Annotated in this window: 28 protein-coding genes and 1 pseudogene; 22 read left to right on the top strand and 7 right to left on the bottom strand. The window is 43.5% G+C overall.

Annotation, left to right across the window (positions count from 1 at the left end):
- Positions 1-5 precede the first annotated feature (5 nt).
- The 12 genes from QWZ07_RS14340 to QWZ07_RS14290 all read left to right on the top strand — a co-directional run bounded on the left by QWZ07_RS14340 (position 6) and on the right by QWZ07_RS14290 (position 7,870).
- Positions 6-212 (top strand): hypothetical protein, encoded by a 207-nt coding sequence (locus QWZ07_RS14340; protein ID WP_016787082.1) that lies wholly within the window; start codon positions 6-8, stop codon positions 210-212.
- A complete protein-coding gene (locus QWZ07_RS14335) occupies positions 193-1,137 on the top strand; it encodes a hypothetical protein (protein WP_192854331.1) in 945 nt (314 codons plus the stop codon). Before QWZ07_RS14340 ends, QWZ07_RS14335 begins: the two co-directional genes overlap by 20 nt.
- A complete protein-coding gene (locus QWZ07_RS14330) occupies positions 1,134-2,033 on the top strand; it encodes a hypothetical protein (protein ID WP_192854330.1) in 900 nt (299 codons plus the stop codon). The genes QWZ07_RS14335 and QWZ07_RS14330 overlap by 4 nt, the downstream gene beginning before the upstream one ends.
- Positions 2,030-2,467, top strand: a complete 438-nt coding sequence (locus tag QWZ07_RS14325) for a hypothetical protein (RefSeq protein ID WP_192854329.1) — start codon at positions 2,030-2,032, stop codon at positions 2,465-2,467. Before QWZ07_RS14330 ends, QWZ07_RS14325 begins: the two co-directional genes overlap by 4 nt.
- Positions 2,467-2,946, top strand: coding sequence for a M15 family metallopeptidase (locus QWZ07_RS14320; protein ID WP_225998581.1), 480 nt, complete (start codon positions 2,467-2,469; stop codon positions 2,944-2,946). Before QWZ07_RS14325 ends, QWZ07_RS14320 begins: the two co-directional genes overlap by 1 nt.
- A complete protein-coding gene (locus QWZ07_RS14315; RefSeq protein WP_192854328.1) occupies positions 2,943-3,353 on the top strand; it encodes a hypothetical protein in 411 nt (136 codons plus the stop codon). The genes QWZ07_RS14320 and QWZ07_RS14315 overlap by 4 nt, the downstream gene beginning before the upstream one ends.
- A complete protein-coding gene (locus QWZ07_RS26400) occupies positions 3,353-3,547 on the top strand; it encodes a hypothetical protein (protein WP_102421148.1) in 195 nt (64 codons plus the stop codon). The genes QWZ07_RS14315 and QWZ07_RS26400 overlap by 1 nt, the downstream gene beginning before the upstream one ends.
- 259 nt (positions 3,548-3,806) lie before the next feature.
- Complete coding sequence (locus QWZ07_RS14310) at positions 3,807-4,070, top strand: hypothetical protein (protein WP_192854327.1); 264 nt, start codon at positions 3,807-3,809, stop codon at positions 4,068-4,070.
- A 597-nt stretch (positions 4,071-4,667) separates the two neighbouring features.
- Positions 4,668-5,159: a toll/interleukin-1 receptor domain-containing protein gene (locus QWZ07_RS14305; RefSeq protein ID WP_261890930.1), complete on the top strand. Its 492-nt coding sequence runs from the start codon at positions 4,668-4,670 to the stop codon at positions 5,157-5,159.
- 192 nt (positions 5,160-5,351) lie between these two features.
- Positions 5,352-5,720, top strand: coding sequence for a hypothetical protein (locus tag QWZ07_RS14300; protein ID WP_192854325.1), 369 nt, complete (start codon positions 5,352-5,354; stop codon positions 5,718-5,720).
- On the top strand, positions 5,717-6,757 hold the full coding sequence (locus tag QWZ07_RS14295; protein WP_192854324.1) for an AAA family ATPase: 1,041 nt from the start codon (positions 5,717-5,719) through the stop codon (positions 6,755-6,757). The genes QWZ07_RS14300 and QWZ07_RS14295 overlap by 4 nt, the downstream gene beginning before the upstream one ends.
- A 153-nt stretch (positions 6,758-6,910) precedes the next feature.
- Positions 6,911-7,870, top strand: a complete 960-nt coding sequence (locus QWZ07_RS14290; protein WP_192854323.1) for a hypothetical protein — start codon at positions 6,911-6,913, stop codon at positions 7,868-7,870.
- A gap of 83 nt (positions 7,871-7,953) precedes the next feature.
- Here the strand turns inward: QWZ07_RS14290 and QWZ07_RS14285 are convergent, their stop codons facing one another.
- From QWZ07_RS14285 to QWZ07_RS14255, 7 genes are all read right to left on the bottom strand, one after another.
- Positions 7,954-8,259 (bottom strand): type II toxin-antitoxin system RelE/ParE family toxin, encoded by a 306-nt coding sequence (locus QWZ07_RS14285; RefSeq protein ID WP_192854322.1) that lies wholly within the window; start codon positions 8,257-8,259, stop codon positions 7,954-7,956.
- The gene (locus tag QWZ07_RS14280; protein WP_171342103.1) at positions 8,256-8,498 is read right to left on the bottom strand and encodes a type II toxin-antitoxin system ParD family antitoxin; all 243 of its coding nucleotides are present in this window, start codon (positions 8,496-8,498) and stop codon (positions 8,256-8,258) included. The genes QWZ07_RS14285 and QWZ07_RS14280 overlap by 4 nt, the downstream gene beginning before the upstream one ends.
- A gap of 113 nt (positions 8,499-8,611) precedes the next feature.
- Positions 8,612-8,788 carry a hypothetical protein gene (locus QWZ07_RS14275; protein WP_192854321.1) on the bottom strand — a complete coding sequence of 59 codons (177 nt, stop codon included), beginning with the start codon at positions 8,786-8,788 and terminating at the stop codon, positions 8,612-8,614.
- 14 nt (positions 8,789-8,802) lie between these two features.
- Entirely contained in the window at positions 8,803-9,225 is a 423-nt protein-coding gene (locus QWZ07_RS14270) for a phage protein (RefSeq protein WP_192854320.1), read from the bottom strand.
- A gap of 446 nt (positions 9,226-9,671) precedes the next feature.
- Positions 9,672-11,399 (bottom strand): ATP-binding protein, encoded by a 1,728-nt coding sequence (locus tag QWZ07_RS14265; protein WP_192854319.1) that lies wholly within the window; start codon positions 11,397-11,399, stop codon positions 9,672-9,674.
- Entirely contained in the window at positions 11,399-12,583 is a 1,185-nt protein-coding gene (locus tag QWZ07_RS14260; RefSeq protein WP_192854318.1) for an FIST signal transduction protein, read from the bottom strand. The genes QWZ07_RS14265 and QWZ07_RS14260 overlap by 1 nt, the downstream gene beginning before the upstream one ends.
- A gap of 115 nt (positions 12,584-12,698) precedes the next feature.
- Positions 12,699-13,064 (bottom strand): hypothetical protein, encoded by a 366-nt coding sequence (locus QWZ07_RS14255; protein WP_192854317.1) that lies wholly within the window; start codon positions 13,062-13,064, stop codon positions 12,699-12,701.
- 252 nt (positions 13,065-13,316) lie between these two features.
- On the opposite strand from QWZ07_RS14255, the gene ccoN reads away from it, so the two are divergent.
- From ccoN to uspE, 10 genes and pseudogenes are all read left to right on the top strand, one after another.
- Positions 13,317-14,750 (top strand): cytochrome-c oxidase, cbb3-type subunit I, encoded by a 1,434-nt coding sequence (gene ccoN / locus QWZ07_RS14250; protein WP_008221953.1) that lies wholly within the window; start codon positions 13,317-13,319, stop codon positions 14,748-14,750.
- Positions 14,751-14,761: 11 nt separating this feature from the next.
- Positions 14,762-15,382, top strand: coding sequence for a cytochrome-c oxidase, cbb3-type subunit II (gene ccoO, locus QWZ07_RS14245; RefSeq protein WP_016767204.1), 621 nt, complete (start codon positions 14,762-14,764; stop codon positions 15,380-15,382).
- A gap of 9 nt (positions 15,383-15,391) precedes the next feature.
- Entirely contained in the window at positions 15,392-15,568 is a 177-nt protein-coding gene (locus tag QWZ07_RS14240) for a CcoQ/FixQ family Cbb3-type cytochrome c oxidase assembly chaperone (protein ID WP_017108018.1), read from the top strand.
- Positions 15,568-16,542, top strand: coding sequence for a cytochrome-c oxidase, cbb3-type subunit III (gene ccoP, locus QWZ07_RS14235; RefSeq protein WP_017112094.1), 975 nt, complete (start codon positions 15,568-15,570; stop codon positions 16,540-16,542). Before QWZ07_RS14240 ends, ccoP begins: the two co-directional genes overlap by 1 nt.
- 85 nt (positions 16,543-16,627) lie before the next feature.
- Positions 16,628-17,107: a FixH family protein gene (locus QWZ07_RS14230; protein WP_017108020.1), complete on the top strand. Its 480-nt coding sequence runs from the start codon at positions 16,628-16,630 to the stop codon at positions 17,105-17,107.
- 5 nt (positions 17,108-17,112) lie between these two features.
- Complete coding sequence (locus QWZ07_RS14225) at positions 17,113-19,485, top strand: heavy metal translocating P-type ATPase (protein ID WP_192854316.1); 2,373 nt, start codon at positions 17,113-17,115, stop codon at positions 19,483-19,485.
- Positions 19,485-19,733: a cbb3-type cytochrome oxidase assembly protein CcoS gene (gene ccoS, locus QWZ07_RS14220; RefSeq protein ID WP_192854315.1), complete on the top strand. Its 249-nt coding sequence runs from the start codon at positions 19,485-19,487 to the stop codon at positions 19,731-19,733. The genes QWZ07_RS14225 and ccoS overlap by 1 nt, the downstream gene beginning before the upstream one ends.
- A complete protein-coding gene (locus QWZ07_RS14215; RefSeq protein ID WP_192854339.1) occupies positions 19,723-20,397 on the top strand; it encodes a sulfite exporter TauE/SafE family protein in 675 nt (224 codons plus the stop codon). Before ccoS ends, QWZ07_RS14215 begins: the two co-directional genes overlap by 11 nt.
- Before the next feature lie 86 nt (positions 20,398-20,483).
- Complete coding sequence (fnr, locus tag QWZ07_RS14210; RefSeq protein ID WP_192854314.1) at positions 20,484-21,230, top strand: fumarate/nitrate reduction transcriptional regulator Fnr; 747 nt, start codon at positions 20,484-20,486, stop codon at positions 21,228-21,230.
- 132 nt (positions 21,231-21,362) lie between these two features.
- Positions 21,363-22,217 (top strand): annotated as a pseudogene (gene uspE / locus QWZ07_RS14205) (universal stress protein UspE); the annotation flags it as partial.
- Positions 22,218-22,248 lie beyond the last annotated feature (31 nt).

The following is a 22,248-nucleotide window of genomic DNA, read 5'->3' as shown; positions in this document are numbered from 1 at the left end:
CGCTGATGCTCGGATCATTGACATCATTAACCGGTGGCGGTGGCCTTCAAGGCGGCGCAGCAGGACCCGCTACGTCCGGCACCTCCGGCAACACCACCAACAACAGTGGATTTGAAGGTGGGCACATCAGCCTCGGTGAGCAACGCGGCATGCCGTGGTGGTTCATTGTGTTGATGGCGCTGTTTGCCTTGTATGCGTTATCCAAACGATAGCTTACAGCCAGCAAAGTGGGCGCACGTCCGTCAACGGCTAAAACCGGCACTGAGAGACTATTACCAACACGCACAAACCCAAGTCACACAAGGCTTAGAGGCAACGTATCAAATAAGTGACACTGTCATGTTGTTGCGTGGTGAAAGGCTGAAAAACAACACCAAAGAGTTGGTTGTGGTGGGGTTAGCGGGCGACATGGCCACCGGCACATTGGCCGCCGTCGAGCATGCGAAACAGCATGGCTTTGATTCGGTGCGAGCGCATTTTTATCGTGAGGGTGCCAAGCGATTCATTGCAAGACGATTGAAGTTACCGGTTCAGGAAATTGAACGCCACGGCGATGAAAGGGTTTTACAAATAAGGTTAGCGGATATGGGTGGAAGAAGTTCTTCGAAAAGTCGTCAAAGCAACACTACGACGACTACAAACACCAGCAGCAGTGCGGCGGTCGGTGGCGACAATACCGGTGTAATGCTGTCAGGCGTCAGTGACTCGGACATCAATTTGACCATGACCGATCATGGCGCGATGGCCATTGCGGGACGTACCGCGGAAGAAGCGTTTGATTTTGGTACCCAAGCGTTAAGAGTCAATGAATCGGTGGTCGGAGATTCCTTGAACATGGTCGATAACTCGTTGCGTGTGGTCGATAATACCGTCGATGAAGCCTTTGGCTTTGGGACGTCAGCCCTAGAAGAGCAATCCGAAGTCAGTCAATACGCCATTGATTCGATCAAATCGATGGCCGGTCAACAAACCGAAACCACCAAAGCGGCGATTGCCTTAGCCAACAACGCGAAAGCGCGAGAGCAAACGGGCACGAATGAATCCGACAACTCTACGTTGAAAAAATTATCTCTCATCCTTGGGATTATCGGCACGATGGTCACCATTGGGGTGGTCATGACAAGGCGCGCATCATGAAACAGACCCACACACTCGAGCCCAATCACACGCTGACGTTTAACGCCGGTCAATCCGGTAAGTACCTCATCTTGCGTGATACCACGCACTCGTTACTGCTGCAGGGCGATACCATGCGTCCCGTTGAGATCTTTGGTGGTGACACTGTCGATGTGTCCGCCTTTGACAAGCTCGAGCTGAACAATCATCAGTCAGTGGCGGTGACCTTTGAGTATCAAGTGTCGGATTTATTGATCATGACCAAGGCGCAGAAAATCAGCGTGAATAACGCGCTGTTGGTCAGTGAAATTGAAAAGCCGGTGAACGTGAGAAAAGTGCAGGATCCCGTGCAGGTGAGTGAAGTGCAAGCGCCAGTGAGTGTGGCGCAGATTGAAACGCCGGTATCGGTTCAAAAAGTGCGTGACCCCGTCAAGGTTAGTGACATTGTCACGCCAGTTAAAATATCAGAAATACAAACACCTACCACGATTAGTGAGGTTCAAACGCCGGTTAATGTTAAACGAGTGGCCGAGCCGGTGACGGTCGACCAGATCACACAGCCGTTAACCATTGAGCGGATCCAACAACCGGTGAATGTCGAGGTGGGGAACGCGTCACTGGACGTGCAAGCGACCATCACCAACACCGAATTGAAAGTGACGTCGGATCCAGAGCGCGTGACGTTCGCCCGAATTGGCAATGGTACCTTGCTAATGACGGGAGGCTATCAAAGTATTCGAGAGAAAAGCGCGAGAAAGGCGCTCATCTTACAAGCTCTGGCCACCAATGAAGGCACGGTCATCGTGCAAGGATTCTTGGAGTTACGTCCGGGCGGGCATTTGATGCTCAACACCAATCAAGCCGTAAGCGTGAAAGGCACCGCGAGCGACCGCCTTAAAGTAGGAGAAGCGCTATGATGCTGTCATTAACCAATCCTGAGCTTGCCAGCGCTAATGATGGTTTGCTGAACGTGGAAGCAAAACACGACAATCAGATGAAATTCATTTTCGGCTCGCGTCGAAAGGCGACGTTCCCACTTTCCAACCATGTCGAAATGCTCGATTTGACCCTTAGGCGCTTTAAGCAATCGCAAGCAACGCCGCACAATCAGAGCAGTAGCGCCTCTTCAATTTTGGCGAACCCTGGCATCGTCTATATTAGATTTCTTAGGGCCAACAACACGTCAGTGTCGTCCCGTCTCTTGTATCTGTATTTTGCCTCGAATTCCCTCTATGGCTATCCATTGTTTCTTATCAAACCGAAAGTCGCGACCAAGCTTGAGATCACCGTCTCCAACGTTGACGCTAGTGTTACGCTGCATTCGAGACTCCTTATGAAATCGGAGGGCTAATGAGATGGCTAATGTTACTCGCCAGTGGCTTACTGGCCGGAGTGTACCTTATGAATAAGCGAACCATTGATGAGACTGTCAGCGACTTTGTGCTCTCTGCCCGTAGTGAAGCCCGCATGTTGGGCGTACATGGCGACTTAAAGAAAGTCGTGCGCCGAGCGATAGAGCTGTCACCGTATGATTTTGGTATCACGGAAGGCCTACGCACGGCGAAACGCCAATATCAGCTCTATCAGGAGGGCTTGAGCCAGCTTGATGGGGTTAAGCGTCTCAGTCGGCACCAATCCGGCCATGCGATCGATTTCGTAGCGTACGATGAAAACAACAAAGTCACGTGGGACTTTAAGTATTACGCTGCCATCAGCAAAGCATTTAAACAAGCCGCTCGAGAGCTGAATGTCGCGATTGTTTGGGGTGGCGATTGGAAGAGCCTCAAAGACGGTCCGCATATCGAATTAAGTCGTCGGGTGTACACATGATGGGCGCGCTCCTGAATCTCGTGACCGGTGGCGTGGCTGCGTACAAGCAGCATAACCAAAACCGCGCCGAAGCGCTTAAGCGCAAAGACGAACTCGAGAGCGAGAAGCATCAGGCGAGGGTGCGTCGACTGCAGAATGGTGAAGAGCAGGCCAGTAGCCTCGATGAAGTCAGCATTCGAGAGCGGGGACTCAAAGACGAGTTCATCCTCTTAGTGGTGTTTGTGCCGCTCATCTTATCGTTTATCCCCAACTACGCGCCTTATGTTGAGCAAGGCTTTGACGCGCTGCAGCGTATCCCCAATCCGTATTGGTTTGTGGTGGGTGCTGTCGTCGTCGACACACTCGGGATGCGCGCCATGGTGCGCTATTTACTCGAGTTTTACGTCTCGCGATGGAAGGGCAAGTAATGGGCTTTCTCGATACTCTGATTATTGCATTCATGACCGGCGGAGTCTCAAGCCTGGGCACGATTGCGGCTTTGAAAACGGACATCAATTGGATAAAGCGAGTACAGCAAGACCAAGAGCAACGAATACGAAAACTGGAGATACCGAATGAAAGGACACAAGTGCAAAGGCCGCCGACCAAACGGCCAACTTAAGAAAGGTTACACGCTCAAGAACGGGCGCGTGGTAAGAGCAAACACCACCCGGAGACGCTACAAAAAACGCCGATGAATCTTACCAATCAAAAGAGCCATTTTCTAGGGAAAGTGGCTCTTTTAAATTTTAGTTATAAGCGTCTCGGCTAGTTTTTTATGGTGTTTCAGCTGAGGGGCAATTTGTAAAGGATGTTGAAGGCCGTAAAATCTCATCCATTATTCATACTTTAATTTTTCAGTCTTTCCTTAAACTAATTTCATGAATACTAAAAATACACTTTTGAAACTTATAATAGGCGCACTGGTTGATTGTGATGACTGCGTACGTGAGCTTTTTACCCTCATATATGAAGCTGTAAAGAGCTGTGCAACCGAGGATATTGACTGGTATCTGATGAACGACATGTCTGAAGGGGATGTGCTTTTGTTTATCTTGTTAAATGATACTGAGATATCTGTTCATTTTAATGAAATCATCCTCATAGAAGCTACTCATTACCTTTTTGGCTCTCCGCAAGATTAGCGAGGGTGAATCATATGTAACGCTCCACTAGCTGGTCAGAGTGTGTTATCTCGTCGAGTTGTATGTCTCGCGATGGAACGGAAAATGATAAAATTTGTAAGCATGTTGCTGATTGCACTACTGATAAGCGGAGTTTCATAAAGGTTATACGTTCAAAAATGGGCGCGCGGTTAGGGCGAACCCCATTCGAAAACGTTACAAGATACGCCGGTAATTCATTCTACTAAAAAGAGCAGTTTTCCGATGGATGAGGCTTTTTTATACTTTCTTTTTAAGAGCTTGATTTTTTAGAGCCTAGTTGCACATCTGATGATTTAAATCACTGTTATCAATACCAATAATAGTTATGCTCCTTTTAAATCTAATAATCTTTATTAAAAGGATAATTGCAATATGGCAAGATGCACAGCACCAAGAAATGGACACCGCACAGCTAGTGGAGCAGCGGCATGCCCTGCTTGTAGTGGTCGCAGTCGCAACTATGGGAGTTATTCCTCATATTCGCCTCCGTCATTTTCATCATACGGAAGCAATACTGGAGGCAGCAGTAGTGGTACAAGTAGTAAAAGGCCTAGTTGGTCAAAACCTGGTTCATCAGTGTCTTATACCGCGAGCCAGATACAATCACTCACACCAATTCGAGAAACTGTCGAAAAGAGAGCTACTGAACAACCGGACCTTCGTGACATTTTCCTATGTCACGCTTGGGATGATCGTAAAACAGTAGCTAAAGAGCTGCATGACCTTCTCGAAGAGTCTGGAGTGAATGTATGGTTTAGCGAAAAAGATCTTGCTCTTGGTGTTCCGATGATGCGTGCGATCGACAAAGGTTTAGCTAATTCACGTATTGGACTTGTTCTTGTAACTCCAGCAATGTTGGCACGTCTTCCTAAAGAAGGGGTCGCTGACAAGGAGCTCTCTGCTCTATTGGCTGGTAACCAACTTATTCCTGTAATACATGACACTACATATGAAGAACTTCGTAATATAAGTCCATTACTCGCTTCTAGAAGTGGCTTAGATACGTCTGAAGATTCAATGGTTGTTGTAGCCGAAAAAATTGCAGAACTAGTTAAAATTGAGTTCTAGTTTAAATGTGATCAAAAAGAGTATTTGATGATTGATTCTCAACCTTTGTCATTTAAGTCGTGGGTTGGGTTTCGTGTTTATAGTCAAAGGGTTTATAGGTCGTTGTTCGTACCTCATGGGACGGTGGTATCTCGTGTTGCATACCGTCAATTACATGATAAAATTAACTTTTTTTAATGAAAGGTGCCTAGATTGAATATTGAAGTGCCGGACGAGCTAGTTCAACAGGGGTTTAGTTATCTCTTAGAGAGCCCAGTCCTCTTCGGTTTAACAGTGTTATGTGGCGTGAGTGGGCATCTCATATTTTTTATGATTTTCACTTATTTTAGTGACCAAGATGCAACAGAAACTTATCTAAATACCGTATTGGGTAAAATCTCCCTTGGTGCACTCTTATATGCTGTAGTCGCACTTCCACTTTATGTACTTGAGTATGGCTCGATAAGTATTGAGTATGCGAAGCTCATGGCGATAGTGCCATCCGTAATTATGATTGGTCTTTTTCTTCAAGCTGGTTTTTTTGGTATTTTTATATATAGAAAGAGGAGTGTTAGCGCATGAGTAGTGCAAAAGTCATTAACGTAGTTAGTGGTAAAGGTGGTACGGGCAAAACGCTTCTTACAGCTGTACTGGCTGATATCCTTGGAAATGAAGGCTACTCTGTCTTGGTTGTTGATCTGGATGTTTTTGTTCGTGGTTTAACATCACTATTATATTTTCATAGGAAAGAGACCATTCAGTTAACTCAAGAAGACAAAATGTCGGTAGCTGAGTATTTTATTGATAAGGGTGATGTAGAGGTTTCAGGCAAGTCTAAGTTTTCGAATGAGCGTTATCGTTCCTTTGACGTTATTCCATCAGTTACCCGAGTCGATGAGGTCCTGAACTTTAAAGACATCATGCCAGATGACAAGAAGGAGGCTAGAAAAATCATATCGTCAATGCTAAAACGCCTCGATAAAGGGTATGATTTTATTATATTCGACAGTCGTGCTGGCTATGATGAATTGATATCTGCAACCCATTTTCTATCTGACATTACTTTGTGTGTTGAAGAGGAGGATGATATATCAAAAATAACATCCGATAACTTGGTAAAGCAACTAGAACAGGATGCTAATGTACCTATATTTAGACTCACAAATAAAGCTCGCGGGATAAAGTCTGAACATGAACTTTCATCTAGAGGAATTGATTATTTGGGTAAAGTTCCATTCGATATGGATGTAATGGAGAGTTTCGGTACGGCCTATTTTTGGGATGATATCAGCCGAACATTATACAAGTCAGCTTTAGCTCGAGCATGGAACAACCTATCTTCCAAACTTCAACTTAATAAACCAGTAACTGAAAATAGAATTAATCTTATCGGTAGTGAAAGGCTGGAAGAAAGACTCCAATTTATCAGTTTGAAAGATAGAGTCATATTCGTATATAGCTTACTAATTACAGTAATTGGTTTGTCTTATGGTATCTTCGGAGCAAAAGGGTTGTCATTATTTTGGAATGAATTTGGTACAAGCCAAAGCCTTGCATTAGTTATCGGCATCTCAGGGGTGTTTTCTTCTATGTACTTATTACTTAAACGAAAACGATAGGAATATAAAGCACTTAGTGATAATTCCCAACACTTGACATTTTTGTTCTCGTGTTGGGTTTTGAGTTTTTAAGTTGCAATAATTTGGGGCTGGCGGTTCTTTGTGTCATACCTCAAGCAGGGCGTGATGTTTAATAACCAAATTGGAAGATAAATGTTTGACAAGAAGCACTTTTGGGAAAGGCTAAGTATCATTGCTGGTATTGTAGCAACAATAGTTAGTGGTTTTACCTTGTGGAATCAGACTAAATCAGAGTCGATCTCTGTTTCAATGGCTATACTTTCGAGTGAAAAAGTTACAGACGTTGAAATGGTACCTGGAGTTAAAGCCAACTTTACCTATGACGGCAGGGACGTATTAGGGCTCTGGAAGATAAAAGTTAGACTAACGAATAGTAGTGATCGTAATTTAATTGGAGTTGGATTAAAAAGTGACTTACTTTATGACTCTATTCCTATTGTAATGAATGAGCAATTTAAGGTTATAGATATTAGCTCAGAATCTGACAATGTTGGGATTGTCCCTAAACTAAGTGATAACAATGAGGTTGAGATAACGTTTGAGCAATGGTCTGAGACCGAAAGTGCAACTCTGACTATGTACTTGGAACAATTGAGTTCCCAAGATGTAGAACCGACATTAGAGGCTAAATCTAAAAGTCTAATAAATGGCACTGTAGTCATAACTGATAATTCAGATAATTTTTATATAGTCAAAAAGAAGAAACCTCGATTTGAAATTCCAAATTGGCTAGAAGTACCAACAGACCTGATTGCTTCTATATCCATTTATTCTTTGATTGGTATTATATTGAGTTTGGTCTGGAATACGCCATACGAGTTTATACGCTTGCAACAATGGAAGAAAAACTATGCTGCTAGCTTTAACCAACATATAGATTCTATTCTCATTGACATTGAGCATAATGACGTTATAAAAATGTTGGAGTCATATAAAAATCAACCCTACAAGGCTCCTGATTGGGTTTGGGAAAGTTATAGTGGACAGCCTTATCAAAGCTCACCATTGACAGAAACAGTTAAATCGACAGTTATAGTTTTCTTCGTTAGCTTAGTGTTTTTTATATCAATTGTTTTGAAATTGTTTGTATAAATCAGTATAACTCTAGATTTAGTGCGCTTTAAATACTGGCCATTTAAGCTCAAAGAAAGAGAGTGTTAACTTAGTTTACCCCCTCAAGTTTGTGCGCCAAAGATGGGAAGTACATCCATACTTTTGTGTAAGATTCGTATGATTAGGAGAGGTTGGTTGTTCGTTTTCTGGTAGAAAATGACATGACTGGCCTGTGGGAATTTTCGGTAACCTGGCCTGATTTCATCACAGGTTTTTCCAAGCTCCGGATTCTCCGCTAAGCGGCCAAATGTGGTATCGAACTGTCTGATATAGACATTTCGTTGCTTGCGACCCCAACGACGCTCAGTAAACAAGGCAATGTCTCTAAGATCGGCCTTTGCCTTGTTCGTGAGCTGAAAAGGCGTCATTTTCTTTCTTCACTGTCGAGTTCATTAATGAAAGTATCGAGGTCGTAATCCGCGATCCCACTGTTTTCACCTTCCACGAGCAGCTGTCGTAACGTATTCATTTTCGTCTCTTGGGTTTCGAGTAAACGCAGCGCCGATCGGATCACCTCGCTGGCTGAGCCATAACGACCGCTTTGGATCTGGCTCGCAATAAACCCATCAAAGTGTTCACCCAAGGTAATGCTTGTATTTCTCGCCATGACTTTTTCTCCAAATACCAAATAATACCTAATTATGGTATCAGATAACCATTGGCGCAAGCGTGACGTTTGTCTCCGTACAAGCGCCAAATCGATGAAAGTGGGTAGGTGAGTCACGTCTTTTTACGACCACTTTGTATGAGCCTTAGTGAGCCAAGGGATTTGGTTTCCATGAATTGACCCATTTCTGCCCAGTGGGCGATTTTTTGGGACGGCGTCAGTCCAGAGCCTTTGGCGGCTTTGAGCGCTTGGTTGAACAGCACTTGATCGATATAGACACTCACTTTCATCGCTAATCCTTTCTTTATTTGAATTTGCTGGGTACCCAAGGTTTGGCAGGCATTCGACGACCGCCACGAAACGGCAATGGATGCTCCTTAGGTGGGTAATATTTCGGTGAATCAATCTTGCCGTGGCGCTCAACCAGTTGACGATGCTCATCACGCCAGTAGGCAAAACTGAGCAATTCTTTAGGGTTGAATTCGCGTCTTTCGGGTGTGATCAAGGTGGCACGGTCGACGTTAATTTTAAAACCGTCCCAACGGTGATCTAAGGGCAAATAGCCACGCGCATGCACATTCATCAACTTCTCGGCGATGGGATTGATCGAGTATTGGCCCGACAACCAACGCCGAATGGTCGGTACCGTCACATGAAAAAACGCCGCAGCGTCGTGCAAAGAATCAAAATGTTGGTTCACTAACTCAGCAAATGGCGGGGTTCTCATGTGATCGACCTCATAAAATATTAGTGATTAATGATAGTTTATTCCTATTTTACTTTAGCGCTTTGATAGTCAGTGACTATCAAGGCGCAGGGTTTTCTTGAAAATTAAATATTGTATTTGGAACACTATAGCGAAGCCGAGCGTCCAAAAAAGTAATTAATAGGATAATTTCAGGGTAAAGATTAAGGAAAACAATGCAGTTAGGCGCCTAGATAAGCAAAAAACGACCATAGATAACAACTTGAAAAGATTATAATTTATTACTATATTAGTGCGTATTATGTATATTATGTTAAATGAAGTTCGGTATTTGTAAGGCAGGTATCTTTATTTGATGCCCTGCCTCTCTTTTTAGTGCTTTTCCGGTGTTCTATTTAACAGTAAGGCTATTTACCATAAAATACCTAATAAACATATATCCTAATCTTCGATTCAGAATATGTTTATTAGACTTCAAGCATGAGCCTATCAATTGCTTCTGTAATTTCTTTGGTTCTTATTGGCTTGGTCACGAAATCATTCATGCCAACATCTAAGCAAGAAAATCTATCTTCTACTGATGTGTGTGCCGTTAGTGCGACAATTGGTGTTTGGATGTTTGCATCTCTCATGTATTTGGTTGTGGTCAATCCATCCATTACCGGCATCGACACATCCATTAAGATAATGTCGATTGCATCGCTGCCTTGTTCAATAAAGCCAATGGCTTCTGCTCCATTACTCGCGATAAATACGTCATGCCCTTGTCGCGTTAAGATTAACTTTATGACCATTTGATTGGTTGGATTGTCTTCTACAACCAATACTGAGTATCGACTTCTTGGTTCTTCTTGAATCTGCAGTTCATTTTGTCTGTTTGTCTTGTCACAGACGACTCTTGTTGAAACTGGTAATTGCACTTCGAATTTAGAGCCTTGTCCTAGTTCGCTGTTTACAAAGATTCGACCTCGCATTAATTCAACAAGACGTTTGGTGATCGCTAATCCTAAACCTGTGCCACCAAACCTTCTGGTAATCGTACTATCAGCTTGAACAAACGGACTGAATAATGACGAAAGCTGTTGGGCGCTGATTCCAATTCCAGAATCTTCTACTGTTATATTGAACGAGCTTTGCTGATACTTGATCGATACATGTACGTGTCCACGCTCGGTAAACTTGATGGCATTGCCAATCAAATTAAAGAGGATCTGCGCTAAGCGGCTCTGGTCGATATAATGAAGCTCATCTTCAGGGATATCGGTTGTCACTGTTAAGGCTAATCCCTTGCTGTCTGCGGCTTTTCTTTGTTCCGATAAAACAAAAGTTACAGTGTCTCTTACGTTATTCCACTGAGGAGCTAATGAGAAACATCCAGATTCAATCTTAGAGAAATCCAACACGTCACTGATAATTGCCAACAAAAGTTCAGACGATGTACTCATATTAAGCAGTATAGATTGCTGTTCTTCAGTTAGCTCGGTGGATTTTAGCGTGTCAATAAGTCCAATAATGGCGTTCAACGGTGTTCTGAGTTCATGACTCATCATAGCTAGAAACTCAGACTTCGCTTTGTTAGCTTCTTCTGCTTCCTTTCTCGCGTTTACTAGCTCTGCGGTTCGCTCTCTTACCGTTGCTTCAAGCTTTTCTTTGTTCTCAATATCGAAAACTGCTCGTTCAATAAGAGGACGGAAACGATTTAAGGTTGCTTTGGTTTCAATGCTGAAGTGCTTGGTGTTGGAATGGATAAAGATAATGACGGATTGGGTCAGTCCACTATCTAGACCGGTGATCAGAACAGAGTTAATTTGGTCGAGAACAATGGGATGCAAAGAGTTGAATTCACCCAGAGATTTGGGTTCAAAAAGGATGGCGCATTCTCCATTGATGACACGCGAAAGCTTGCCACAATCGTTCCAGTTCATTTGTTCAAAGACTTTGTTATTGGTTAGCAGGGTTTTGAAAGCACCGTCGTTCCCTACCCTTGAAACCACAATAAAGTCATCGAATTTGATGTATTTTTTGAGGACATACTCCAAGCTAGAGAATATCTCGGAAATGTTACCCGCTTTACTGATCGCAGAGATAGTTGACAAGATCACCCTATTCTCTTCAGCGAGTTTTCGTTCACGGAGTTTTAGTTTTTGTAGTTCAATGCGAGCTTCTTGCAGCGCTTCTTGACCTTCGGAACTCATTACTTTTTTAACCTATAAAACGTTGCTGAGGATACCATCAAATTTCCGTGCGCGTTTTCCCCACCAGAGAGCCTTCCTTGCTCGCCAAAAGTAAAAGGACATATGTATGGGAGGCCGTTAAGCGCCTGATTTATCTGGTTACATACCTCATCCATATCTTGTTTTAGGTGCAGCATTGGTCCTGCACAGAATATGTTGATAGCCCCTAATTTTTCTTCAAGGTCCATGTCATTATAATAAGAAGAAGGAATGATGTTAGCGGCACGACTGATCAGTTGTTGCTTAGAGCCTTGCATCAAATAGATGGTGTCACCTTCATTTATATCAGTGAACAATTCGATACCGTTACACTCAGTTTCTCTGATCGAATGCGATAGCTTGAAATATGGGTAGTCGTAAGAAGAGCCGACCTTTCGGCCTAATGGATAAACTGTCGACTTTTCAAAAATATACCCATCATCACTGCCACCTAAATGAAAATTAGTCCATTCATTATAAACGGTGGTCGCAGGCCTATGGTCGATCTCTAACAATATTCGATTTCTTACTTTGGTGACGGTACCTGAAAATTGAGTCGGCGTATGCCCTGAGCTTAGCGATGAATATATTGATTGCGATGCAAATATGACGGTTAACGATACGCCATTAATAGAGAGTGATTCTTCGTTGAATATGCTCCAATTTCCTGAAACCTGATTGTCTGCCGCGCTACCACCAACAATAGGCACTTCTGTGCCAAATTTCGTATCGATAGCCGCCATTACTTTCTCTTCATTACCAGGAGTGGAATGAAGTAAGATCAAGTCAGGTATCTCACCTTCTCTATTTGCATTTCTAAGTGCTTTGTCGATAGCTCGAAAGGTACTTGCTTCTATAGAGTCAGAAAAGTGCTCAATGCCGGTTCCGTAGGCATTGATCCCTGAATCATAGATGATAAGAACGCCAATGACGGGGCCTGAATGGAATCCAGTTTCTGTCATGATGCCGTGGCAAGTGGTGCATCCGTGGATAGGAGTATTCGGAAGAGCGTCTACCAAATATCGCTGAACAGCGAGTGTGGAATACTCTTCTGTACAGTAGCAAATGAGACAAGCTATTTGTTCTGGGGTCTCAACTCCAGAGAGTAACTCATCTACCGCAATTTTATCGTCTAAGGAATAAGAGACTTTTGATAGAAATTTCATAGATTTCTGAATACTTTATGAATAATCTATTTATAACACTTTTATGCACTAAGTTTTACTGATTTAGTACATATTTCTATCAACAAACTGCGGTAAGAGTGATTTACACGCCCTGTTATTCTTTGGAAATGTTGACCAAATATGTGCCACTCTGTTGTGGAAATGTGATGGTTATTGATGAGGCTTTATCGGTCGTTTTTAACGCCCAATTTAAGGCTTTATTTTCCTCAAGAATTCCGTTCTCATCATAGCTAATGATAAATTTGCCAGTTTTAGATGTTTCGATTAAATAGCCTAGGTTATTGTCCGAAATTAAAACATTATGTTTATCAATAGTAATTTGACAAGGTTTTGAAACTATACAGTTTATCGTCTCGTTTTGGTCGTATGTCACTGTTCTCCAAGTAAATGCCGCTATTAAAATAACCAACATGACGATAATTTGAACAAGCCTGCCTTTTGTTAGCTTTTGTGCCGCCATTATAATCTTTACTCCTTGTTACAAAGTTCAAAGTTTTTAAATAAAAATCCAATTCCAGACCAAGCGTAAGGTTACTACTCTGTCATTGATTTGTTAATTCAAGTATAGTGTCGCGTTGAAAATGCCACTTTTTTTCAAAATCAGCAAGTGGAAATAAAGCCCTGAATAGGCTGAATTTCCTTTTCTAATTTGGGTGGCATTACGACGTGAGTCGTGTTGGAAGTAAAGTGTAGTAAATAAGAAATTGGAAGCATGCAAATGAGCCAAGAAAAGCAGCTTGAACAAAACTACAACTATACGGTCGTCCGTCAATTTACCCTTGTTACAATTTTGTGGGGTATTGTCGGTATGGGCGTTGGTGTTTTGATTGCCGCTCAATTAGTTTGGCCACAGCTAAACTTTGATACGCCGTGGCTGACGTACAGTCGTTTACGTCCCCTGCATACTAATGCGGTTATTTTTGCGTTCGGTACAAGTGCGCTGTTTGCAACATCATATTATGTTGTGCAACGTACCTGTCAGACGCGTCTCTTTGGTGGCCCTCTCGTAGCCTTTACCTTTTGGGGTTGGCAAGCGATTATCCTGTCCGCTGCAATTACTTTACCGTTAGGTTTAACCTCTGGTAAAGAATACGCAGAACTTGAATGGCCAATCGATATTGCTATTACTCTTGTGTGGGTAGCTTATGCGGTCGTGTTCTTCGGAACTATGATTAAGCGTAAGACATCGCACATTTATGTAGCTAACTGGTTCTTCGGAGCCTTCATCATCACGGTTGCCGTGTTGCACATCGTTAACAGCCTGGCTGTTCCTGTATCTGCGTTTAAGTCTTACTCGATTTATTCCGGAGCGATCGATGCAATGGTGCAATGGTGGTACGGACACAATGCGGTAGGCTTCCTATTGACAGCTGGTTTCCTAGGTATGATGTATTACTTCGTTCCTAAACAAGCTGGTCGCCCTGTTTACTCTTACCGTTTGTCAATTGTCCACTTCTGGGCTCTTGTGTCTCTGTATATATGGGCTGGTCCTCACCACCTACACTACACTGCACTTCCAGACTGGACTCAGTCTCTAGGTATGGTTATGTCTTTGGTTCTGTTTGCTCCTTCTTGGGGTGGCATGATCAACGGTATTATGACTCTATCTGGCGCGTGGCATAAGCTTCGCTACGACCCAATCCTACGTTTCCTAATCGTTTCTCTATCATTCTACGGCATGTCGACTTTCGAAGGCCCAATGATGGCAATCAAAACGGTTAATGCACTATCTCACTACACGGACTGGACTATCGGTCACGTTCACTCTGGTGCGTTAGGTTGGGTTGCAATGGTTTCAATCGGTTCGGTTTACCACTTAGTTCCTAAACTATTTGGTCAAGAGCGTATGTACTCTGTATCTCTAATCAATGTTCACTTCTGGTTAGCAACGATTGGTACAGTTTTCTACATTGTTGCAATGTGGATCTCTGGTGTGATGCAAGGTCTGATGTGGCGTGCAGTTAACTCTGACGGTACATTGACTTACAGCTTCGTAGAATCTGTAGAAGCTTCTTACCCGTTCTACTTTGTACGTTTCTTAGGTGGTTTCATCTTCCTATCAGGTATGTTCTTACTGGCATACAACACGTACAAAACTGTTTCTGCACCTAAAGATAGCCTTAAAGCTATCCCTCAACCGGCTTAAGGAGATTTAGAATGAGCTCAAATTCAAATAATCGCCATGAGTTGGTCGAGAAAAACGTTGGTCTATTAGCGATCTTAATCGTTATCGCAATCAGCTTTGGTGCTTTAGTAGAGATCACCCCGCTTATTTTCCAAAAGCAGACGACTGAACCTGTAGAAAACCTACGCGTTTACTCTGCTCTGGAAATGGAAGGTCGTGATATTTACATTCGTGAAGGTTGTAACGTATGTCACAGCCAAATGATTCGTCCTTTCCGCTCTGAAACTGAACGTTACGGCCACTACTCTGTAGCGGGCGAAAGTGTTTGGGAACATCCATTCCTATGGGGTTCTAAGCGTACTGGTCCAGATCTAGCGCGTGTTGGTGATCGTTACTCTGATGAGTGGCACCGTGTTCACCTTCTAGACCCACGCGAACTTGTTCCTGAATCAAACATGCCAGGTTTCCCATGGCTTGCTGAGAATGTACTTGATGGCAAATTGACTAAGCAGAAGCTTGAACTCTTCCGTAATCAATTTGGTGTTCCTTACACAGACGAACAAATTGCTAACGCTAAACAAGATGTTGAAGGAAAAACAGAGATGGATGCAATCATCGCTTACCTTCAATCGCTTGGCCACGCAATGAAATAAGGAATAATTATGGACATTATTACATTTCAAAGTGTTTGGACTGTTACTGTTTTTGCTTGTTTCATCGGCATCGTTTGGTGGGCATACGGCAAGAATCGTAAAACACGTTTCGACGAAGATGCGAACCTAGTGTTTGCAGACGACGAGCCGGCAACAAGTTCTAAAAATCAAGGAGTGACAAAGTAATGAGTACATTCTGGAGTATCTGGGTTAGTGCGATTACGATTGGTACCCTAATTGGTTGTGCGGTCTTACTTCGTTGGTGTTTTAAAGATAAAACAGGCGTAGAACCAGGTCATGATATGGGCCACGAATACGACGGTATTCGTGAGCTTAATAACCCACTACCTAAATGGTGGACATACCTTTTCGTAAGCACAATTGTGTTTGCAGCTGTTTATCTTGCTCTATACCCAGGCCTTGGCAACTTTAAAGGTCTATTAGGTTGGACGAGTTCAAACCAAACGGTTCGTAGCGTAGAAGAGTCTCGCTCTGCAATCGCTGCAGCTCAAGCTAACAAACAGTTAGATGAGTACGCAAAAGAACTTGATGACGCGAACACTTATTTTGGTGAAGCATTCAAGAAGCTAGCTCATGATGAGAACGGTCTACGTTCTGTTCCTGACATCGCATCTGATGCTGAAGCAATCAAAGTGGGTCAACGTTTGTTCCTACAAAACTGTTCTCAGTGTCATGGTTCTGATGCTCGTGGTCAAAAGGGCTTCCCTAACTTGACTGACGATGCATGGCTATATGGCGGTGAACCACAAGCTATCGTTACTACCATCATGCATGGTCGTGTCGGTCAAATGCCAGCGTGGAAAGACGCACTAGGCGAGCAAGGCGTTAAAGAAGTAGTTAGCTACACTCTTAGCCTCTCTGGTCGTAGCGTGAATGCACGTGAAGCAGAAGCTGGTAAAGCACGTTTCGTTGTGTGTGCTGCGTGTCACGGTACAGATGGTAAGGGTAACCCTGCTGTTGGTGCTCCTGACTTAACAGACCGCGATTGGTTGTTTGGCGATTCTCGCGCTGATGTAACTGAAACAGTAATGAACGGCCGTTCTGGCGTAATGCCTGCTTGGAAGGATATTCTAGGCGAGGACAAAGTTCAGCTTGTTGCATCGTACGTGTGGAGCTTAAGTAACTCAGATAATAAGTAACATTTCAATAACAGCCTCTTTCTAAGAGGCTGTCTTTCCTTTATTTTATAAGCCCTTCTTTTTATTCATTTTTGAGATATTTTTTATGGTAAAGCCTTGGTATAAACAGTTTTGGCCGTGGTTCTTAATCGCGTTGCCAGCGACAGTAGTTATTTGGACCATCATGACGGTCATTGTGTTCACACAGAACTCTGTAGACCTAGTGACTGAGGATTACTATAAAAAAGGAAAAGGCATTAATGTCGACATTTCAAAAGTAAACATTGCTAAAGAACTTGGCCTATCAGCTTCAGTTAATGAGAAAGGTAACTCGGTTATCATTACTCTAGACAAAGGCAAGCTTGACCACTTTCCTGCTATTAGCGCAATGTTCGTGCACAGAACGTTGCCTGACCGTGATTTCACCCAGCTACTGACGGCTGATGCGAGCGGCAACTACACGTTGACTCTGGATCATGAAATGCAAGGTCCATGGTTTATTGAGCTTTCTCCGCATGATTCTGAATGGTTAGTGCAAGGTCGCATGAACTTCCCTATTGATACTCCTACTCAACTAACGAACTAAAGCTTATGTGTGAATCCTGTTATCACTGCGGTGAAGATGTACCAGCGGAAACGGATTTTAAAGTAGAAATCTTAGGGTCGGTTCGACCGATGTGTTGTCCGGGTTGCGAAACCGTAGCCCAGACAATCATAGATAGTGGTTTGGTTTCTTATTACCAATACCGTACTGCTCCTGCTGAAAAAGCAGATTTGGTGCCAGAGCAGCTTCTGGCACTGAGTCATTACGACAATGAAGATGTTCAATTGGAGTTCGTTCGTAACTCTGAAAATACCTCTGAAGTGACATTGTCACTAGAGGGCGTCTCTTGTGCTGCCTGTGCATGGCTCATTGAGAAGCAAGTATCCTCAAAGCTAGGCGTTGTGAGTATTCGTGTTAATACCACGACTAACCGTGCCCTGCTTAGCTGGGACAACACTCAGGCCAAACTGAGCGAGTTGCTATCCGCGATTCATAGGTTGGGCTACAAAGCCGCACCATTCGAAGCTGACCAACAAGAAGCCGCTTATCATCGTTCGATGAAAAACTACCTTTATCGTCTTGGTGTCGCGGGTTTAGCGACCATGCAAGTCATGATGCTAGCTGTGGCGCTTTATCTCGAAGTTTTTGGCAGCCTTGAGCCGGAATTCAAAAGCTACTTTCGTTGGGTGAGTTTGATCTTCGCAACGCCTGTACTGCTCTACTCTGCATTACCGTTTTATATTAACGCTTGGCGTAGTATCAAAGGCCGAACCTTGGGTATGGACGTTCCTGTGTCGATCGCTCTATTGTTTGCCTATGTTGCAAGTTTAGTGGCAACGGTGACAGAGCAAGGCGAAGTGTTCTTTGAATCTATCTCGATGTTCACCTTCTTCTTGTTGCTTGGTCGTTTCCTTGAGATGCGCGCGCGTCGTAAAGCGGCAGCCGCTAGCGGTAACCTGCTTAAGTTGGTTCCTGCGATGGCGACAACGTTAGACGGTGAACAAGTTCCAGTAAAAACCTTGAAGGTTGGCGATCTGATTCGCGTTCTTCCTGGTGAGCATATTCCTGCGGATGGCAAAGTATTATCTGGCAGAAATCACATTGATGAATCCATGCTGACTGGTGAGTCAATTCATGTGGTTAAGAATGAAGGCGATACCGTCTTTGCTGGCACACTGAATGGCGATGAATCGTTTGAATTAGAAGTGATGACCTCTAAAGCGGATTCGGTTATTTCTAATATCGTTCGCCTTCAAGATGAAGCTCAATTGTCTAAACCTCGCATCGCTGAAATCGCTGATGTGGTAGCAAGATACTTTGTCGCGGTTATCTTGATTATTTCATTCGGTACTTGGTTCTACTGGCATCAAACACGACCAGAAGACGCTTTCTGGATCATGCTTTCAGTGTTAGTGGCGACGTGCCCTTGTGCCCTGTCTCTTGCGACGCCGACAGCGATTACGTGTTCAACATCTCGCATGGGTAACTTTGGTATTTTGCTGCGCAAAGGCCACGTGTTTGAAACCTTATGTAAAGTGAACCACTTAATCATCGATAAAACGGGCACGCTGACTGAAGGTGATATTCGTATCAGCAAAGTTGAAACCTTCGCAGAACTTGATAAAGACACCTGTTTGAAAGTAGCGGCGAGCCTAGAGCAACATGCTAACCACCCTATTGCGAAAGCGTTCAAGACTCATCTCTCTGATGATATAGAAGTAGAGTCTGTCAATAACGTAATTGGCTCTGGTATCACTGGTGAGTGGAATGGGCAAGAAGTGGCGATTGGAAGTAGCGAGTTCATTTTAGGTGAAGCTCAGCCATCTGAAAGTAACGGTATTTACTTGTCGATGGCCGGCCGTCATATCGCAACATTCACTTATGAAGACCCGATTCGTAAAGAAAGTATTGAGTTCATTAAGCAATTCAAAGAAGCGGGAATCAAAACCACGCTGCTGACTGGTGACTCTTTGATTAACGCGAAACCTGTAGCGGCAGAGATTGGTATTACTGACATTGTTGCTAACGCGAAGCCGGAAGATAAACTGGCTTATTTAAACTCTAGAGACGCTAGTGACATCACCATGATGGTTGGTGATGGCATCAACGATGCGCCTATTCTTGCGGGTGCACACCTTTCGGTTGCGATGGGTGGCGGTACGGACGTAGCGAAAGCCTCAGCGGATATGGTGTTATTGGGCGATAAACTCGATAGATTACTTAAATCACGTACATTGGCGCTTAAAACGCGTAAGATAATCCGTGAAAACTTAGCGTGGTCGTTGGGGTATAACCTACTTATTCTTCCATTGGCCGTCGCTGGTTTGGTTGCTCCTTACATTGCTGTTGTTGGCATGTCTGCTAGCTCTATTATTGTTGTGTCTAATTCGTTAAGGCTTTTAAAAGAGCAAGGTAAATAATGGAAAGTTTATACATACTCATTCCAATTGCGATCGTACTTGTGTGCATCGCTGTCGGTATCTTTCTATGGGCCGTTAAGAGTGAGCAGTTTGAAGACCTTGAGCGTCAAGGCCACAACATTCTGTTTGATGAAGACAACCATATTAACGTTGATACCAAGCCTACTACAGCCTCAAAAGAGACTGACAAGAAACAAGGCTCTTCTGAAACACAATCTAACGTAGAAAAAAAGAATGATGACGCCTGATTGGATTGGCGCTTTTGTTGTTGGATTGATCGGCGCAGGCCATTGCATGGGAATGTGTGGTGGTATTGCGTCTCTTCTGTCTATTGGCAACAGTAAACCTTCCCCTGTTATTCCTCTGCTTTATAATCTCGGACGACTGCTAAGCTATGCCGTAATTGGTGGCGCGATTGGCGGTGCGATCTCTTCGATTGGCCAGTTGAGCGATTTTAATGCCTTGCTTGGTTGGCTTCGTTTATTTGCTGCCGTCTTTATGATTATCTTAGGTTTGTACATCGGTAAATGGTGGTTCGGCTTGTTGTTCTTTGAAAAAGTCGGACAAAAACTATGGCGTCACATCTCTCCTGTAGGTAAATCATTTCTACCATTAAAGCACCCTAGCCATGCTTTACCATTTGGTTTTATCTGGGGCTGGCTTCCATGTGGCCTTGTTTACTCTATGTTGACGTGGGCAGCGGTATCTGGAAGCTGGTACAACGGAGCGGGTATCATGCTGGCGTTTGGCTTAGGGACGCTACCAGCCATGCTTACTGTTGGTATGGGTGCTAATTTTCTAAAAAAACTGCAACAAGCCGACTTATTTCGCCAATTAGGCGCAATTCTAATCCTTATTTACGGTTTTTATACTGGATATATGGCACTGCAGCTCATTATTTATACCGTATAGCCGTTCTTTAAATCCGGTTTTTTTACTACCCAACTGGATAAAGGAATGCTAAAATATTGACGTATATCAAATAGTGAAAGATTGTTATGATTTCTGAAAAGCCTGTGACGAAACGTGTTCAGTCTGGTGGCTGTGCAATCCACTGCCAGGATTGTAGTATTAGCCAGCTCTGTATCCCATTTACTTTGAATGAATCTGAACTTGATCAACTTGATCAGATCATTGAGAGAAAAAAGCCTATTCAAAAAGGCCAAGAGTTATTTAAAGCCGGTGACGAGCTTAAATCTCTGTATGCTATTCGCTCTGGAACGCTCAAGAGTTACACGATTACCGAGCAAGGTGATGAGCAGATTACTGCATTCCACCTAGCGGGCGATCTTGTTGGTTTTGATGCGATTACGGGTGACGAACACCCTAGCTTTGCACAAGCACTTGAAACTTCTATGGTGTGTGAAATTCCATACGAGATCCTTGATGACTTATCAGGAAAAATGCCTAAATTGCGTCAGCAAATTATGCGTCTGATGAGTAACGAGATTAAAGGTGACCAAGAAATGATTCTGCTTCTTTCTAAAAAGAACGCGGAAGAGCGTCTTGCTGCATTCCTTTACAACCTTTCTACTCGCTTCTCTCAACGTGGTTTCAGCCCAAGAGAGTTCCGCTTAACGATGACTCGTGGCGACATTGGTAACTATCTTGGTTTGACTGTTGAAACAATCAGCCGTCTATTAGGTCGTTTCCAAAAAGCTGACATCTTGAGCGTTAAAGGCAAATACATCACTATCGAAGATCACGATGCTCTGATGGAACTTGCTGGCGTTTCAAAAGAATAGTTTAGATATCAATGATGTAGTTCAAAAATGAGCTACATCATGTTTCTCCCTTAAAACCTCTTATATTTCTCTTAATCTCTCCATAACTACGCTACATTATTTATATGTTCGGTCTGAAAAGTAGGCTTAGTTATGAGTATCTATAACAAAATTTTAGTTGTCGCAGACATTAATCACGATGAGCAACCTGCTCTAGTTCGTGCTATCCAACTTGCAAAGAAAAGCACCTCAACAAGCCACATCACTTTCTTTTTGTCGATTTACGATTTTTCGTATGAGATGACATCAATGCTTTCTGTTGATGAAAGAGACGCAATGCGCAAAGGTGTGATTCATCAACGCGAAATTTGGATGAATAAAGTCGCGGAACCTTACCTTGACGATTCTATTGAATTTAATGTTCAAGTGGTTTGGCATAACCGCCCTTATGAAGCGATCATTGCAGAGGTATACAGTGGCGGACATGAGATCTTAATCAAGGGTACGCGCAAGCACGATACCTTAGAGTCTGTGATTTTTACCCCTACAGACTGGCACCTATTGAGAAAGTGCCCTAGCCCAGTGCTCTTAGTTAAAAATGATTTCTGGCCTGATAATGCGAAGATTTATGCTTCGGTACACGTAGGTTCAGAAACAGAGGCCCACCTCGAGCTTAACGATACTATGGTTGATAGATTGCTTGAGATTACGGGGCGTCTGGATGCTGAACCTTTCTTAGTGAATGCCTACCCGGTTACGCCAGCTAACATTACGATTGAATTGCCTGAGTTTGATCCGACATCTTACACTGATGCGGTTCGCGGCCACCACTTAACGGCAATGAAAGCGCTGCGTCAAAAGCATGGTATGTGCGAAGAGCAAACGGTTGTTGAGCAAGGTTTACCAGAAGATGTGATTCCACGAGTAGCGTCTGAAAACAGCGCCGCTATGGTGATTTTGGGAACGACAGGCCGTACTGGTTTATCTGCCGTGTTTATTGGCTCCTCAAAACCACCGCCTAGGGCGGTGGTGATTGTTC

It is taken from the genome of Vibrio lentus, from assembly GCF_030409755.1.
In the GTDB taxonomy this organism is placed as follows: Bacteria; Pseudomonadota; Gammaproteobacteria; order Enterobacterales; family Vibrionaceae; genus Vibrio; species Vibrio lentus.
This window is presented reverse-complemented; position numbering and strand designations above follow the sequence as displayed.